Raw genomic sequence first — 15,842 nt, forward strand, 5'->3', positions numbered from 1 at the left:
TGGCGCACCTCGCTTCGATTCGCAACTAGGCAGCTGCGTCCCCCTGAACCTCCCTTCAGGAACGGATCCCCGAAACCGGCCCCCCGATGTGGCGAGACCGCTCTCCCATCCCCGTAGCCCCCACGGGGCACACGCTCACACACAGCCCGCAGCCGTAGCACCGATCGGCAGCGTACACCATCCGCCCCGCGTCTAGAGCCCGTGCCCCGAACACGCACCGATCCACACACGCACCGCAGTGGAGGCAGGCGTCCCGGTCCGTCACAGCGACGTACTCCGAGCGGGCTACCAGATCCACGCGGCCTCGCCCTTTCAGAAGGTAGAGGTCGTGACAGCAACATTCGCAGCAACTGCACACTGCGAACACCTCCCGATGCTCGTTGTACAGCGTGAGGTGGACCAACCCCTTCTCGTCCGCCCGCTCCACGGCTGCTCGTGCCTCGTCCAGCGACACCTTCCGAGCCCTTCCCCGTGCGACATTGCGCTCGGCGAACGACCCCAGATACAGACATACGTCCAGCGGCTTGTCGCACCGGCGGGCCAGGGCCCGACACATGCAATCGGCTAGGGCGATGAAAGGGCTCGCCTGCAAGTACTCGATCACCTGATTGCCCGGCATAATCCATTGCCGGAGCTTGAAAGACTTGCCCACCGGCACGACTTTAGAAGAGTGGGTCATCTTCCCTTCGGCGATCCACCGGTCGTACCGGGCCACGGTCGCGTCGACGTACTCATTCCATCGCATGGGCCATCCTTTGTTCAGCCTGAGTTGGGGACCAGGAGGCTTCAGCCCGTCCCGGTTGCATTGCGGCACGCCACCATGTACCGGTACCCGTAAGTGACCACCGTTTGCCCCCTCTGGTTGGCACCCTCGCACCGGATAGAAGCGAACCCCCGCCCCGGCCGGCTCCGGGAACGACGGAGATCGCACCACCATGCTTTCACGGCCAAAGTGTCCCCAGGCCTTACCGGGGCGTGCATCTTGGCCTCGGGAAGAGGAAGGAAGAGGAAGGGACACTCTATAGTCCCTCCGAACACCCCTTTCCTTCCCCGGCCCAAGGACCTTGAGGCTCCGGCGCAGCCCGCCCCCCACCAGCTCGTCCCGCCGGCCCTGCTTCACCCCGGCGGCCACGAACCGCTCGTATTCTTGCCTTGCCTCCCGGACCGTTCGGCCGAACCGCCGCAGAACCTCTTCCTCCGCCTGCCCCGGAAGCTCCCGCGCCCCCATCAGCACCGCGTGCCCGCTCCACCGGTACCGGCGAAGCCCCTCCACCCCCGGCACCAGGCCGGCCCGAACGGGGTTCAGGTGGATGTACCGGACCAACTCCAACAGGTACGGCTCCTCCTCGCACACGATCGACTTGTACCGGTTCTGGAACAAATGTCCGCTGCGGCCGTGGCGCTTGTTGAAGGTCACGGCGTACCCCGTGAGGAGCCGGCGCATGAACGTGGACAGCGGCACGTCCCACCGCCGAAGCAGCAGGTGCACGTGGTTCGACAACAGCGCCCAGGCCAGGCACTCGGTACCGGTGTCCACCAGGAGCGAGCTCAGCCGGACCACAAACCGCTCGCGATCCTCCTCGTCGCGAAAGATCACCTCGCGGGCCACCCCACGCACGATCACGTGCTGCAACAGTCCAGGTAGGTCGATTCGGGCGCTTCTCGGCATACCCCACCTCCTGGCGCACTTCGCTTCGATTCGCAACTAGGCAGCTGCGTCCCCCTGCCCCCCCCCCGATTCGCAACTAGGCAGCTGCGTCCCCCTGCCCCCCCCCGGAAGAACCTCTGAACCCCCCTTACGCAAAACCGAGAAAAACCTCGGTTCAGGGACCGTTTTCGCCTTGACCGGAGGAGGCCATATACGTGTTGGGCGTTATTTTTCATCAACAAGTCCCTCACGCTCAAGTACTCGACGTATATCTTCAAAAATAGCTGAAATATTTCCCTTAGGAAACCTAATCTGTCCTAGTCCCTGAATATTCGAAAATTCCTCGCAACCCTCTTCTAATAAGATTATTGCACGCTCAAAACCCAAACGCCCTTGAAATAATCCAGCCTCGTGTATAACATTTTGCCTAGCGTGCTGTTTTCCGTCCGCTTGCTCATCTTCTGCAGTCATAATGAGGAATGCAATTGCTGCTTCATCAAGCATCTGAGACAATCTAGCTATATTTGTAAATCCTGCCACAGGCACACGATTAAACTCATCCCAAGGAAGATGCATTCGATCCTGAATAAAGTCTTTCAAATCTTTCCAGACAGCGGACCTTCCATGACCAATGAATACATTTGTCCCTATGCGTTCAGATTGCACCTTATGCTTCTCGACATTCTGAAGATGCGAAGCTGCACGACGACTTAATTTGGAGAGCTCTTTGCAAGCGGTAAATGGATAACGAATAGCATGGATCGATGCAAGCACGCTTAAGTGTGGTGGCGTATGCAGGCCCGCTTGGATGGCTGGCATATCCCTTGACATCATTTGTCCTTTAGGACGAATGGCTTCAATAAAATCACTCGCTCCAAATATTTTTAGATTTTCTACTTTCTCAGTAATATCAGCCAGAAACTTATCATCCTTTCTATTAGATAGGGCACTGGATAACAACGAAACAATTCGCGCTTGAGCTTCCTCAAATTCTTCTGCTATAGAAGTCGCTTTCTCTTCTTGAAAATGAATATCTGGATTGCCAGCAATTCCCTCTATAGCCGACACAACATCCTCAAATCTATATTCCCTCCAATCACCGATGGTTTCTTGAACAGCAAAGGTATCCATCAAACCCCACTCTTGGCTAAAACGTGCACCAGGCGGAGGAGGAGACAAATCTTTATAATAGACTCTGGAATGATATCCTAGCCATGAACCGCTCCATGCTTTACCAACATCCTCTGCAGCATCAGCTAGTTTTTGCAGGGGCTCACTAAAATCCGTGTTCTGCAGAATATCACTCTGCTTTTGCAGACTATCTGCGATTTCAAAAAGTTCGTCAGCTACGTTCATGCGGCTTCCTTATTACGCCCAACAGGGGATTAGGCCGACGTCGGCCTAATCCGTTCGGGCTGTATTCGGCCTAACATGTTGTAGATTTCGCTTTGCGGGCGCGCCCCTCCGGGGAGGCGCGTGGGGCGGCGGGGTGAGCCGCGGCCCTGAAACGAAACGGCCGCAACCATTCCGGGGAATGGATTGCGGCCGTTGGATGCTGATGGTCGGTGAAGTGCTTGCCCATCGCGCCCCCCTGTGGCGTCGGAGCCCTTCAACACGCCGTTTCATAGCAGCTCTCGCCCCTTGCTGTCAACGCCCGCCCGCCGGCGATCGCTTTCCGGCCGCGCGCCTCTCCCTTCGCCCGACCTCGGTAGGGGGCCCTCGGCCACTCCGGGGGACGAAGCACGGGGTCTCGGTGGTGAGGGGGCGGGCCAGGCCGGGCGTTCTTGCGGCTTGCGGCGCCCGGAGTACACTTCCATGGAACTTCCCAGCTCGGCGGCTGGGCAGCTAGGCGGCTAGGCAGCTAAAACCATCGTGATTCCAGCTCGATAGCCTGAACAGCACCGGGGGAGCGGCCCTTTGGGCCGCGATGCATTCCCTGTGCGGGCCTACGGCCCGAATCGCGGCGTGGACGCCGCTGCCACACCGGGCCTCACCCAGCCGTTACTCTTTACGTCGTAGGGCCCCCCAGGGCCGAAGGGGGCTTCCCAGTAACTTCCGTTAGGACGCCGGGAGGCTTGAAAACCTCACGGCTTTCCAAGCGTTCTAACCATGACCAGGCGTCTTTGGCGTCACCTCATGGTTCAGGGAAAGCTACTCTCCCCGTTGCAGGGCCCCGCAGGGGCCTGACGGGGCTACACGACAACTCGGGGCCTATGGCCCGCTGGGAGGTTGGGACGGGAGGATGCCAAGCTCCTGGCGGTAGAGCAGGCCCGCGTGGGGGAGCACACGTGACCTTGGGGCCTTCGGCCCAAAGACCCCTGAGGGGTCTACCCCACCAACGGAGGAGGAGCCCCGTGATCGAACGCGTGGTGGACCCGGTGTGCGGCAAGCCGGTGGAGAACCCGGACACGGCCCCCAGCACGGAGTGCAGGGGCGAGACCGTGTACTTCTGCTCGGTGTCGTGCCGGGAGAAGTTCGTGTGCGAGCCCACGAAGCGTCTGACGGACTACCTGTTCGACGTGATCATCATCGGCGGGGGGCCGGCCGGCATCTCGGCCGGCATCTACGCCGCGCTCACGGGGCTGGACACCCTGTTCCTCACCAAGAGCCTGGGGGGCCAGGCCTGGGACTCCACGGCCATCGTGAACTACCCCGGCTTCGACCTGATCACCGGCCCCGAGCTGGTGGACCGGTTCCAGAAACAGCTGTTCGAGAGCCTGAAGCTCTCGCACCAGATCTGCGGGGTCACCTCCGTGGAGAAGCACGGCGGGGTGTTCGAGGTGCGCACCGACGACGACCGGACGTACCGGAGCCGCACCGTGATCCTGGCCACGGGCATGAAGCGCCGCCGGCTGGGGATTCCGGGCGAGCAGGAGTTCCTGGGCCGGGGCGTGCTGGAGTTCCACGCCCTGGCGGCGAACCGGTACGACGGCACCGAGGTGGCGGTGGTGGGCGGGGGGAACTCGGCCGCCCAGGCCGCCCTGGGCCTCGCCGAGGAGGGGGCCCGGGTGACCCTGGTGACCCGGTCGTACCGGGCCGACGAGTACCTCAAGGAGAAGGTGGCCGCCTCGGACGCGATCGTGGTGCTGCAGAACCGGACCCCGCTGCGGATCGAGGGCACCGACCGGGCCGAGGTGCTGGTGGTGCGCAACCAGGACAACGGCGCCGAGGAGGTGCTGCCGGTGGAGGCGGTGTTCGTGGAGATCGGGCTGGTGCCCAACAGCGACCTGGTGCGGGACCTGGTCCACGTGAACGAGCGGGGCGAGGTGGAGATCGACGGCAACTGCCGCACCGGCCTGCCGGGCCTGTACGCGGCGGGCGACGTGACCAACACCTTCGGCAAGCGCATCCTCATCGCGGCCGGCGAGGGGGCCAAGGCGGTCCTGGCCATCGAGCAGTTCCTGAAGGGCCGGAAATCGTGAGCCGTTGGCAGTGGGGGGGGGAGAGGGGGAATCCTTGGCGTTGGTGGATCGCCAGCCTTCTAGCCTCCTAGCTTTCTAGCTTTCTAGCCTTCCAGCCTTCCAGCCGCCTCCCTCACCCGTTTCCAGTCGAACAGGGGGCCGGGGTCGCGCTTGCGGCCCGGGGCCACGTGCTCGTGCCCCACGATCCGCTCCGGCCGGATGGCGGGGTGGGCCCGCATCAGCTCCGCCAGGAGCCGATCCAGGGTCTGGTACTGGGGCTCGGTGTAGGGGGTGACCTCGTCCCCCTCCAGCTCGATGCCCACCGAGAACCGGTTCACGTCGGGCACCCCGTCGAGCAGGCTCTCGCCCGCGTGCCAAGCCTTGCGGTCGGTGTCCACGAACTGCACGCACCCGCCCCGGCGGTCGATCAGGAAGTGGGCCGACACCCGCAGGTCCGCGATCTGCCGGAAGTAGGGGTGCAGCCCGGGATCGAGCCGGTTCTGGAACAGCGCCTCGATGTGGCCCCCGCCGAACTCGCCCGGCGGCAGGCTGATGTGGTGGAGCACCACCGCGTCCACCTCGGCCCCGCCCCGGTCGGATGCGTTGGGGCTCGGCACCCACCGGGCCCAGGGCACGATCACGGCCGCTCCCCCGACGGCCCGGCCCGGGGGTCGAGCCGGTCGCGCAGCACGTCACCCAGCACGTTGATCCCCAGCACGGCCACCAGGATCGCCAGGCCCGGGAACAGGGCCAGGTGGGGCGCGAACAGCAGGTAGTCCACCCCCTGGCTCAGCAGCCCGCCCCAGGTGGGCACGTCCTGGGGCCCCAGCCCCAAAAACGAAAGGGTGGATTCGGCCAGGATGGTGCCGGCCAGGCCGAACGTGGCCTGCACGGCCAGCACCCCCACCAGGTTGGGCAGCAGGTGGCCCAGGGCGATCCGCACGGGCCCGGCGCCCAGCACCCGGGCCGCGGTCACGAACTCCCGCTCCCGCAGGGACAGGACCTCGCCCCGGACCAGGCGGGCAAACCCCACCCATCCCATGGCACAAAGGGCGATGATCAAATTGCGAAGACTCGGCCCCAGCACCCCAGCCAACGCGATCGCGAGCAGGATGCCGGGAAACGCCAAGAGGATGTCCACCACCCGCATCAGGACCTCGTCCACCCATCCGCCCCGGTACCCGGCCCACAGCCCGAGCCCCGTGCCCACCACCAGGCTCACGCCCACCACCGAGAACCCCACCGCCAGGCTCACCCGGCCGCCGTAGAGGATGCCCGCCAGCACGTCCCGGCCCAGGCGGTCCTGGCCCAGGGGGTGGGCCCGGCTCGGCCCCTCGAGGGTGCCGTCCAGGTCGATGGCCTGGGGGTCGGCCGGCGCCAGCACCGGCGCGAGCACGGCGCCGACCACCAGAAGCGCCAGGCATCCGGCCGCGGCCAGCACGAACACCCGGCCGCCCGGGATCCGGCGCAGCGCGGTCGCGATCCCCCTCATCCCCGCACCCTCGGGTCGGCCCACCGGTAGGCCCAGTCGGCCAGCAGGTTCACCCCCACGTACCCCAGGCTGATCACCAGCACGCACCCCTGCACCAAGGGGTAGTCCCGACCGTGGATGGCCTGGAGCAGCAGGGTGCCCAGCCCGGGCCACGAGAACACCGCCTCGGTCACCACGGCCCCCGAGAGGAGGGACCCCATCTGCAGGCCCAGCACGGTGATCACGGGCAGCAGGGCGTTTCGCAGGGCGTGGACCCACAGCACCCGGCCCTCGCCCACGCCCCGGGCCCGGGCCGCCGTGAGGTACTCGGCGCCCAGCACCTCCACCAGGCTCGACCGGAGCATCCGGGTCAGCATGGCCGCCAGGGCCGTGCCCAGGGTGACCGCGGGAAGCACCAGGCTGGCCCAGCCCGCCCGGCCCGACACGGGGAACCACCGGAGGTGCACGGAGAAGGCCAGCACCAGGAGCGGCCCGAGCCAGAAGTTGGGGATCGACACCCCCAGCAGGCTCGCCACCAGGCTCCCCCGGTCCACGGCCGTGTCCTTGCGCCGGGCCGCGGCCACCCCCAGGGGCACGGCCAGGATCAGGGCCACGGCCAGGGCGGCCGCGGACAGCTCCAGGGTGGCCGGGATCCGGGCGGCCAGCAGCTCGGCCACGGGCCGGCGGTAGAGGATGCTTCGGCCCAGGTCGCCCCGGGCCACCCCGGCCAGGTACCCCAGGTACTGCTCGGCCAGGGGCCGGTCGAGCCCCAGCTCGGCCCGCAGGGCCGCCTTGTCGGCCGGGTTGGCGGTCTCGCCCAGCATCACGTCCACCGGGTCGCCCGGCACCAGGTGCACCAGCAGGAACACCAGGGTCACCACGCCCAGCACGGTGGGCACCAGGGTCACGAGCCGCCGCCGGATCACGGCGCCCCCTCCGGCCTCACCCGGGCCAGGCTGGTGTACTCCCCGCCGGGCAGGGGCTCGAACCCGGTGTACCCCCGGCGCAGCACCACCACGTTGTCGAGCCACCACAGGCTCACGTACACGCAGTCGCGGGCCACGGCCTCCTGGATGCGGAAGTACAGCTCCCGCCGCCGCTCCGGGTCGGTCGTGCGGCGGCTCTCGTCGATCCAGGCGTCCACCTGGGGGTTCCGGTACCGGCCCCGGTTGGCCCCCCGGGGCGGCACCGAGGCGGAGTGGAACAGGTAGTGGAACACGTCCGGGTCCCGAAGCCCGATCCACCGCAGGCTCATGAGCTGGAAGTCGCCCCTTTTGACGTCGGAGAAGAAGGTCCCCCACTCGAAGCTGCGCACATCCACCCCGATGCCCACCCGGCCGAGCTGCTCGGCGATCACCCGGGCCACCTCGTTGGCGGTCTTGTCCGTGCTGGTCTTGTAGCTGAGCCGGAACCGCACGGCCGGCCCCGGCCCGTCGGGGTCGGGGTAGCCGGCCTCGTCCAGGAGCCGTCGGGCCCGGTCCGGGTCGTAGGGGTAGGTGGGCACGTCCGGGTTGTGGGCCCAGTGCTCCGGGGGGAACAGGGTGGTGGCCGGCCGGGCCAGCCCGTCCAGGGCGAACCGGATCAGGGCCTGGCGGTCCACGGCGTGGGCGATGGCCCGGCGGACCCGCACATCCTTCAAGATCGGGTCTTCACAATTGAAACCGATGTACTGATACGAGGTTCCGGGCGACACGATCACCTGGAGATTCGGATCCCGCTTCAGGAACCGCACGCTGTAGGGGGGCACGGCGTTCTGGAGCAGGTCCAGCCCGCCCGAGCGGATCTCCAGCAGCCGGGTGGTGGCGTTGGGAATGATGCGGAACCGGATCCGCTCGAGGGCCGGCGGCCCCTCGAAGTGCTCCGGGAACGCCTCCAGCACGATCTCCTCGCCCGGCCGGAAGGCGGCCAGTCGGTACGGGCCGGTCCCCACCACCCGATCGCCCAGGTCCTTGCGGTTCGCCAGGCCCTGGGGCAGGATGCCCAGGGTGAGCAGCGAGGGGAACGACACGTAGACCCGCTTCAGCCGGAACACCACGGTGTAGGGGTCGGCCGCCTCGACCGACCGGAGCGGCTCCAGGGCCCCCGCGGCCGGGCACCCGTGGGCCGGGTCGGCCACGTACCGGTAGGTGGCCACCACGTCCCGGGCCGTCAGCTCGGAGCCGTCGTGGAACCGGACCCCCTGCCGAAGCCGCAGCACGTGGGTGCGCTCGTCCGGCTGCTCCCACGCCACGGCCAGGTCGGGCACCAGCCGGCCCGAGGGGTCGGCCTTGAGCAGGCCGTGGAACAGCAGGGGCAGGATCCGGACGGCGTGGGCCCCGGCCGCGTACCGGGGATCCAGGGTGGTGGGGGTGGACTCGATCCCCACCCGGAACGCCGCCGGCTCCGGGCCGGTGCGGCACCCCATGGCTCCGGCCGCCAGCAGGGCGACGGCGAGCGATACGATCCGTGCGACGCGGGCTCCCATGCCCCTATGGTACCCACGGCCGCCGCCCCGAACCAGAGGTGGGCTTCGGCAGGCTGCGAGGCGGCCAGCCGCCCATCGAGCCGAAGGCTCAACGTGAAACCCAGCCGGGCCGAGAAGCATCAAAAGGCCGCGGCGAAGCCTTCCGGCCTTCTGGCTTTCCAGCCTTCCAGCGTCGATAAGGAGAAGACCCATGGCCATGGAAGTTCGGTACCCCGGTGGGGTTGCGGTCGAGGTGCTGCAGCGGGGGTTCACGATCCGCACGGACCAGCCCGAAGGGGCCGGAGGCGGGGGCACGGCCCCCTCGCCGTTCGAGCTGTTCCTGGCGTCGATCGCGGCCTGCGCCGGTTTCTTCGCCCTGAGGTTCTGCCAGCAGCGCGGCATCGACACGGCCGGGCTCGGCCTGACCCTGGACACCGAGCGGGACCCGGAGCGGCACCGGGTGTCGAAGATCGTGCTGCGGCTCCGGCTCCCCGAGGGGTTCCCCGAGAAGTACCGCAAGGCCATCGTGCGGGCGGTGGACGAGTGCTCGGTCAAACGCCACATTCTGGAGCCCCCGGAGTTCGAGACCGTGATCGAGGGGTAGGTGGGGGACTCTGGGCTTGACAAAACCCTTGGGAGTTCCGCACCATCGGGGCCATGATCGCGGAAGACGACCCGTCCCCTCACCCTAGACCGCCCCCAGCCTGTCCCCATTCGGGGTGCCCGGGGTGCGCCCTGGCGCACCTGCCGGCCCCGGAGCAGATGGAGACGAAGCGGCGCACGGTCGCCGAGGCCCTGGCCCTGCACCTGGGCCGGATCGTGCCGGTGGACGCCGTGGTGCCGGCACCCCGCACGGCCGGGTACCGGGCCGGAGCCAAGCTGGTATTCGGCCGCCAGGGCACGCGGGTGGTGCTGGGCATCTTCGCCCGGGGCTCCCACCGGGTGGTGGACATCCCCCGCTGCCCGGCCCACACCGCCGGGGTGGCTGCCGCGGCCCGGGCCCTGCGGACGTTGATCGGCCGGGCGCCCGGCCTGGTGTGGCAGGGGCCCGGTGGGCAGGGGTGGCTGCGGTACGCCGCGTTTCAGGAGAGCCGGGCCACGGGCCGGGTGGCCGTGACCCTGGTCACCCGCACGGACGAGGGCGCGGGCACCCTGCGGAGCCTGGCCGCCCGGCTGCGGGAGGCCGTGCCGGCCGTGGCCGGGGTCGCCTGGAACGTGAACCCCAGCTCGGGCAACGCGGTGTTCGGCCCCCGATGGGAGCCGATCCTCGGGGACCCGGTCCTCGAGGAACGGTTCCTGGGCCTGGAGTTCCGGGCCTCGCCGGGCGCCTTCCTCCAGGCCAACCGGGACCTGGCCGACGAGGCCTACCGCGCCCTGGTGGAGGCCCTGGACCCGGGCCCGGGGGACGACGTGTTGGACCTCTACTCCGGGGTGGGGGTGACCGCCATCGCCCTGGCGGCCCGGGCCCGCCGGGTGGTGGGGGTCGAGGCCCACCCGGTGGCGGCCGACGACGCCCGGGCCAACGCCCGGAGGGCCGGCGTGGAGAACGCCCTGTTCCGCCAGGGGGATGCCGCGGCCGAGGCGTGGGAGCTCGTGTCCGAGGGGTTCCGGCCGGCCGTGGCCGTGCTGAACCCGGCCCGGAAGGGGGCCGACGCCGGCGTGATCGACGCGCTGGCGGCCCTGGAGCCCCGGCGCATCGCCTACCTCTCGTGCAACCCCCAAACCCTGGCCCGGGACCTGGCCCTGCTGCTGGAGCAGGCCCCCTACCGCATCGTGCGGGTGACCCCCTACGACTTCCTGCCCGGCACCGACCACGTGGAGACCCTGGTGCTCCTGGAGCGTGGGCCGTGACCCTCGGGTTCGTGGACGGCCACTGTCACCTGGACCACGTGCTCCAGGCCCACCCGGGCCGCATCGCCTGGATCAAGGCGGCGGGTGGCGGCCTGGTGGGGTGGTCGTTCGCCCACCGCGTCGGGTCGGTGTCGGACCTGAGGGCCTACTGGCGCGCCCAGATCGCGGCCGTGGAGGAGGTGGCCCGGGCGGGGGTGGTCTGCGCGTTCCTGGTGGGGGTGCATCCCCGCAACATCCCGCCGGACCTCCGGCCGGAGGCGCTCGGGGACCTGCTGCGGCCCCTTCTGGACCACCCCCTGTGCCGGGGCATCGGAGAGATCGGCCTGGAGACCGCGTCGGACCGGGAGCTGGAGGTGTTCGAGGCCCAGCTCGGTCTGGCGGCCGAGCTGGGCGATCGCGGCCAGATGTTCGGGGTGCACACGCCCCGGCAGGACAAGGAGCGGGTCACCCGGGCCGTGCTCGCAGCCCTGGTCCGGCATCCTGCCGCAGCCGGGCGGGCGGTCGTGGACCACACGACCCCGGTCACGGCGCCGTGGGCCCTGGAGGCGGGGCTCCGGATCGGGATGAGCCTGAGCCCCTTGAAGAGCTCGGCCGACGACGTGCGCGCGGTGCTCCGGGCCCATCCCGAGGCGGCCGACCGGCTGTGCCTGAACACCGACTCGGGGACCCGGTTCTTCGAGGACCTGTGGGCCTTCTCCCGGGCGCCCGGGCTCCCCGAGCCCGTGGCCCGAAAGATCGCCCGCGACAACGCGGCGGCCTGGTTCCGGTTGGGGGAGGCCGGGGCCGGGTAAAGGTTTTTCCCGGGCCGGCCGAAGGGAGAACGGAACGGCCCCGTATCCACGGAGGGAACCCCATGGCGAGACCCCGGAAGCCCCGATGGTGGCGGCGTCTCAAGTACAAGGCCCGCGGCCCGCTGCTGTACGTGGTGGTGTTGGGCTCGGCGCTGGGGCTCTTCGTGGCCGTGCTCCACGTTCTGTCCACGCCCCCCGACGCACCCCGCACCGAAACCCGTCAGGATCTGCGCTAGCGCCGGCGCAGGAGCGCCGCCCGGACGATCCCCTGCCGGCCGAACCGCCTGCGGACCTCGTCCTGGGCCTGGGCGGCCCGGCGCCGGCGGTCCGCGTCGGCCTCGAACAGGCCGGGCTGCCATCCGGCCGCGGCCGGCACCAGGCGCGCGGCCTGGACCCCCACCAGCCTCACCCTGCCCCCCCTGGGCCACGGGACCCGGGCGACCAGGAGCTCCACCGCGGCGAACAGGTCCTCCGCCAGGTCGGTGGGGGGCTCCAACGACGCCGACCGGGTGGCCGTCCGGAACTGCGCGTCCCGGAACTTCAGGGTCACGCCCCGGGCCCGGACCCCGTGCCGCCGCAGCCGGGCGGCCACCCGGTCGCACAGGTCGAGCAGGGTGAGCCGCACCGTCTGCCGGTCCGATACGTCCTCGGCAAAGGTCACCTCGGCCCCCAGGGACTTGGGCTCGGCCGGCGGCTCCACGGGCCGGTCGTCGATGCCCCGGGCCAGGCGCCACAGCTGCCGGCCCGCCTCGCCGAACCACGCCTCCAGGTCCCCGGGCCGGAGCCGCTGCAGGTCGCCGACGGTGCGCACCCCCCGGCTGCGCAGCTCCGCCGCGGTCTTGGGTCCCACGCCCCAGATCCTCGACACCGGCAGGGGCGCCAGGAAGGCGGCCTCGCCCCCCGGGGGCACCACGGTCAGCCCGTCGGGCTTCTCCAGGTCGGAGGCCACCTTGGCCAGGAACTTGTTGGGGGCCACCCCCACCGACGCCACCAGCCCCAGCTCCCGGCGGATCTCCTGCTTGATCCGACGGGCCGCCTCGGGCCCCGGCCCCACCAGCCGCTCGCACCCGGTCAGGTCCAGGAACGCCTCGTCGATGCTGATGGGCTCGACCCGGTCGGTGTAGCCCCCGAGCACCTCGAACACCTGCCGGGACACCTCCTCGTACCGGGCGAACCGGGGCCGCAGGTACACCCCGTGGGGGCACAGGCTCCAGGCCCGGGAGATCGGCATGGCGGAGCGCACCCCAAAGGCCCGGGCCTCGTACGAGGCCGCGGCCACCACCCCCCGGCCCCGGCCCTGCCGGGGGTCGGCCCCCACGATCACCGGCCGACCCCGCAGCTCGGGCCGGTCGCGCACCTCCACGGCCGCGTAGAACGCGTCCATATCCACGTGGAGGATGGTTCGAGGCACGGGTGCGGGCATGGGCTCGGGTCGGGGGAAGGGGTGGGGGTCTGGTGGAGCGACGGGCAAGCGGCGGCATGAGAAGGCGCGGCGAGCGGATGCCGCACCCGCGCCCGGCCGGAGCCAGGCCCCCACCCCGTACGCTTGAAGGTCTTCGTATCAGAAGCGGTACACCCGGCCCTGCTCGGCCAGGCGCATCCGGCCCAGCCGGTGCCGGTGGGCCTCCCAGTCGTCGGAGTAGTGCACCAGGAGCAGCCGCTCCTGCCAGGCCTCGGGCAGACGCAGCAGCTCGTCGAGGGTGGCGTGGATGTGGGCGCCGTTGGAGGCGAACTGGCAGTCGTGGAACACGACCTCGACGCCGGCGCCGTGGGCCTCGAGGTTGCCGGGATCGTACCGGGTGTCGCAGGGCAGCAGAACCCGCCCGCCCGTGGCCCGGTCCTCCAGCCGGAACCCCCAGCTCGGCCGCCCCGGCACGTGGGGGGTGGGGAAGGCCGTGAGCCGCACGCTGCCCAGCTCGAACGTGCCGGGCCCGGCCAATGGATGGACCCGGAAGTAGGTGGACAGGTCCGCCTCGAACTCCCCGTGCTCGCCCCGCAGGCGCTGGCCCATGCCGGCCTCCAAGGCGTGGGACCACAGCCACGGGAGCAGGTCCTCGGGCACGTACAGGTCCGGCCGGATCCCCCACCCGAAGTACCCTGCGAACCCCAGCTCCTCCAGGCCGCCGATGTGGTCGGCGTGGAGGTGGCTCAGCACCACCCGGGTCACCGCCCGGGGCTCGATCCCCAGGTCGGTCAGGGCCCGGGACGCGGTGTGGCCGCAGTCGATCAGGAACGGCTCGCCCTCGGCCGGCCGCACGAGGAAGTTCGTCTGATACAGGGTCTTGGCGAACGCGTCGCCGACCCCGATGGGAATGATCTCCATGGCACTCCCGGGCCGCCTGGGGAGGGTGCCGGCCCGCCGGCACCCGAGTTCCCGGTACCCATCGGCCGGAAGGGAACGAAACTAAAGGGTGCGGCCGTAGTCGTCCTGGAGGCGCACGATGTCGTCCTCGCCCAGGTAGTCTCCGGTCTGGACCTCGATGATCTCCAGCAGCCCCTCGTCCGGGTTCTCGAGCCGGTGCTTCTCGCCCCTGGGGATGTGCACCGTCTGCCCCACGGTCAGGTCCAGCACCTCGTCGCCCCGGGTCACCCGGGCCGTGCCCCGCACCACCACCCACTGCTCGGCCCGGTGGTGGTGGAGCTGGAGGCTGAGGCGCTGACCCGGGTACACCGTGATCCGCTTCACCTTGTGGCCGTCCGCCTCCTCCAAGGTGGTGAAGGTGCCCCAGGGCCGGTGGACCGTGCGGTGGTGCACCGCCTCCTCCCGCCCCTGCCGCGCCAGGGCCTCGGCCACCCGGCGCACGTCCTGGCTCCGGTCCTTGGGGCAAACCAGCAGCGCATCGGCCGTGTCCACCACCACCGTGTCCGTCACCCCCACCAGCGCCACCACCTTGTCGCCCGCCCACACCAGGTTGCCCCGGCTGTCCTCGAGCAGGGGCAGCCCGTCCACCCGCACGGCGTTGCCCGCCTCGTCCCGGGCCAGCACATCCAGCAGGGCGGCGAAGCTCCCCAGGTCGGACCACCCGGGGTCCACCGGCAGCACCACGCCCCGCTCCGACCGCTCCATCACCGCGTAGTCGATGGAGATCTTGGGGATCCGGGCGTACCCGTCCGCCGGCAGATCCCCGCCCGCCTCCACCGCGTTCCGCAGGGCCTCGACCCCGGCCCACACGTCAGGGGCGTGGCGGGCCAGCTCCTCCAAAATGGTGCCGGCCCGGAAGGCGAACATGCCGGAGTTCCAGTAGTACCCCCCCTCGTCCAGGTACCGGCGGGCCGTCGCCAGGTCAGGCTTCTCCACGAACCGGGCCACCCTGCGGAACCCGTCGAAGCCCGGCAGGGGCTCGCCGGCCTGGATGTATCCGTAGCCGGTCTCGGGCCGCGATGGGGCGATGCCGAAGGTCACCAGGTTTCCGGCGGCCGCGGCCCCGGCCGCCCGCTCCAGGGCCGACCGGAACGCATCCTCGTCGCGAATGGCGTGGTCCGACGGAAGGACCAGGAGCACCGTGTCGGCCGGCGCCGCCAGGGCCGCCACCCCCACGGCCGGGGCGGTGTTCCGGCCCACCGGCTCCAAGATCACCCGGCCGTGGGGATCGATGCCCAGGTCCCGAAGCTGGCGGTCCACGAGGTGGGCGACGTCCCGGGTCGCCACCACGCACACCTCGTCCCCCACCAGGGGCCGCACCCGCTCCACGGTCTGCTGGAACAGGCTCCGCTGCCCGAGCAGGGGGAGGAACTGCTTGGGAAACGCCTGGCGCGAGAGGGGCCACAGCCGGGTCCCGCTCCCGCCCGCGAGGATCACTGCGCGCACGGCTTTCCTCCTCACTTCGGTCGCTGGTCGTCAGTCGTTGGTCGTTGGTCTGGGCCTTCGGCCCGCTGGGCGGCTGGGCAGCTAGGCGGCCTGGCGGCTCCCGAGCCTCGACTCCAAGACCTCGGGGGGCATGGGGTCTGCTGGAGAGCCGGGCGCGGCTCCTTAGCTCGCCGCGCAGCGCCTCCGGCGCCCGGACCGCGAAATGGTACCCCTTGCACGCGCCCGTGATGAAACCAACTCCCGTGTCTTGTGCCTGCGCGGCGAATCTCAACGCTCGGCTTCGCGCCCGGCCGGAGGTAGACCCCATGCCCCTCACGCTACGCTCGGACCGAGACGCACACAAAGCCTGTACCCCGCAAACAGGCCGCCTCGGGGCCTACGGAGCTGAAATCTGTATCCTGAACCCCCTGCCCCGCCCCACGAGAACTC

Annotated in this window: 14 protein-coding genes; 5 read left to right on the forward strand and 9 right to left on the reverse strand. The window is 69.7% G+C overall.

Annotated elements, in window-relative coordinates:
- Positions 1-55: 55 nt before the first annotated feature.
- Positions 56-1,669: a transposase gene (locus DEFCA_RS20560; RefSeq protein ID WP_025322609.1), complete on the reverse strand. Its 1,614-nt coding sequence runs from the start codon at positions 1,667-1,669 to the stop codon at positions 56-58.
- A gap of 204 nt (positions 1,670-1,873) precedes the next feature.
- Positions 1,874-3,004: a TIR domain-containing protein gene (locus DEFCA_RS21470; protein ID WP_084319572.1), complete on the reverse strand. Its 1,131-nt coding sequence runs from the start codon at positions 3,002-3,004 to the stop codon at positions 1,874-1,876.
- A gap of 998 nt (positions 3,005-4,002) precedes the next feature.
- Between DEFCA_RS21470 and DEFCA_RS0108535 the strand changes: the two genes are divergently transcribed.
- Complete coding sequence (locus DEFCA_RS0108535; RefSeq protein ID WP_051463217.1) at positions 4,003-5,070, forward strand: FAD-dependent oxidoreductase; 1,068 nt, start codon at positions 4,003-4,005, stop codon at positions 5,068-5,070.
- 83 nt (positions 5,071-5,153) lie between these two features.
- Here DEFCA_RS0108535 and ampD read toward each other — a convergent pair whose 3' ends face one another.
- The 4 genes from ampD to DEFCA_RS0108555 are packed head-to-tail and all read right to left on the reverse strand — an operon-like array spanning position 5,154 to position 8,984.
- Positions 5,154-5,690, reverse strand: a complete 537-nt coding sequence (ampD, locus tag DEFCA_RS0108540) for a 1,6-anhydro-N-acetylmuramyl-L-alanine amidase AmpD (protein ID WP_025322611.1) — start codon at positions 5,688-5,690, stop codon at positions 5,154-5,156.
- On the reverse strand, positions 5,687-6,541 hold the full coding sequence (locus DEFCA_RS24095; RefSeq protein WP_084318992.1) for an ABC transporter permease: 855 nt from the start codon (positions 6,539-6,541) through the stop codon (positions 5,687-5,689). Before DEFCA_RS24095 ends, ampD begins: the two co-directional genes overlap by 4 nt.
- Positions 6,538-7,446 carry a nickel ABC transporter permease gene (gene nikB / locus DEFCA_RS0108550; protein ID WP_025322613.1) on the reverse strand — a complete coding sequence of 303 codons (909 nt, stop codon included), beginning with the start codon at positions 7,444-7,446 and terminating at the stop codon, positions 6,538-6,540. Before nikB ends, DEFCA_RS24095 begins: the two co-directional genes overlap by 4 nt.
- Positions 7,443-8,984 (reverse strand): ABC transporter substrate-binding protein, encoded by a 1,542-nt coding sequence (locus DEFCA_RS0108555; protein ID WP_029733808.1) that lies wholly within the window; start codon positions 8,982-8,984, stop codon positions 7,443-7,445. The genes nikB and DEFCA_RS0108555 overlap by 4 nt, the downstream gene beginning before the upstream one ends.
- A gap of 190 nt (positions 8,985-9,174) precedes the next feature.
- Here DEFCA_RS0108555 and DEFCA_RS0108560 point away from each other — a divergent pair, with 190 nt between their 5' ends.
- From DEFCA_RS0108560 to DEFCA_RS22225, 4 genes are all read left to right on the forward strand, one after another.
- Positions 9,175-9,567: an OsmC family protein gene (locus tag DEFCA_RS0108560; protein ID WP_025322615.1), complete on the forward strand. Its 393-nt coding sequence runs from the start codon at positions 9,175-9,177 to the stop codon at positions 9,565-9,567.
- 53 nt (positions 9,568-9,620) lie between these two features.
- A complete protein-coding gene (rlmD, locus tag DEFCA_RS0108565) occupies positions 9,621-10,814 on the forward strand; it encodes a 23S rRNA (uracil(1939)-C(5))-methyltransferase RlmD (RefSeq protein ID WP_084318996.1) in 1,194 nt (397 codons plus the stop codon).
- Positions 10,811-11,605: a TatD family hydrolase gene (locus DEFCA_RS20565; RefSeq protein WP_025322617.1), complete on the forward strand. Its 795-nt coding sequence runs from the start codon at positions 10,811-10,813 to the stop codon at positions 11,603-11,605. The genes rlmD and DEFCA_RS20565 overlap by 4 nt, the downstream gene beginning before the upstream one ends.
- Positions 11,606-11,667: 62 nt before the next feature.
- Positions 11,668-11,841 carry a hypothetical protein gene (locus tag DEFCA_RS22225; RefSeq protein WP_169709512.1) on the forward strand — a complete coding sequence of 58 codons (174 nt, stop codon included), beginning with the start codon at positions 11,668-11,670 and terminating at the stop codon, positions 11,839-11,841.
- Here the strand turns inward: DEFCA_RS22225 and DEFCA_RS0108580 are convergent.
- The 3 genes from DEFCA_RS0108580 to DEFCA_RS0108590 form a co-directional block, all read right to left on the reverse strand.
- Positions 11,838-13,016 (reverse strand): DNA polymerase IV, encoded by a 1,179-nt coding sequence (locus DEFCA_RS0108580; RefSeq protein WP_025322618.1) that lies wholly within the window; start codon positions 13,014-13,016, stop codon positions 11,838-11,840. The genes DEFCA_RS22225 and DEFCA_RS0108580 overlap by 4 nt on opposite strands.
- A 150-nt stretch (positions 13,017-13,166) precedes the next feature.
- The gene (locus DEFCA_RS0108585; protein ID WP_025322619.1) at positions 13,167-13,928 is read right to left on the reverse strand and encodes an MBL fold metallo-hydrolase; all 762 of its coding nucleotides are present in this window, start codon (positions 13,926-13,928) and stop codon (positions 13,167-13,169) included.
- An 81-nt stretch (positions 13,929-14,009) separates the two neighbouring features.
- Positions 14,010-15,428: a mannose-1-phosphate guanylyltransferase/mannose-6-phosphate isomerase gene (locus tag DEFCA_RS0108590; RefSeq protein WP_029733811.1), complete on the reverse strand. Its 1,419-nt coding sequence runs from the start codon at positions 15,426-15,428 to the stop codon at positions 14,010-14,012.
- Between the last annotated feature and the right edge of the window lie 414 nt (positions 15,429-15,842).

Source organism: Deferrisoma camini S3R1 (assembly GCF_000526155.1).
GTDB classification, from domain to species: Bacteria; Desulfobacterota; Deferrisomatia; order Deferrisomatales; family Deferrisomataceae; genus Deferrisoma; species Deferrisoma camini.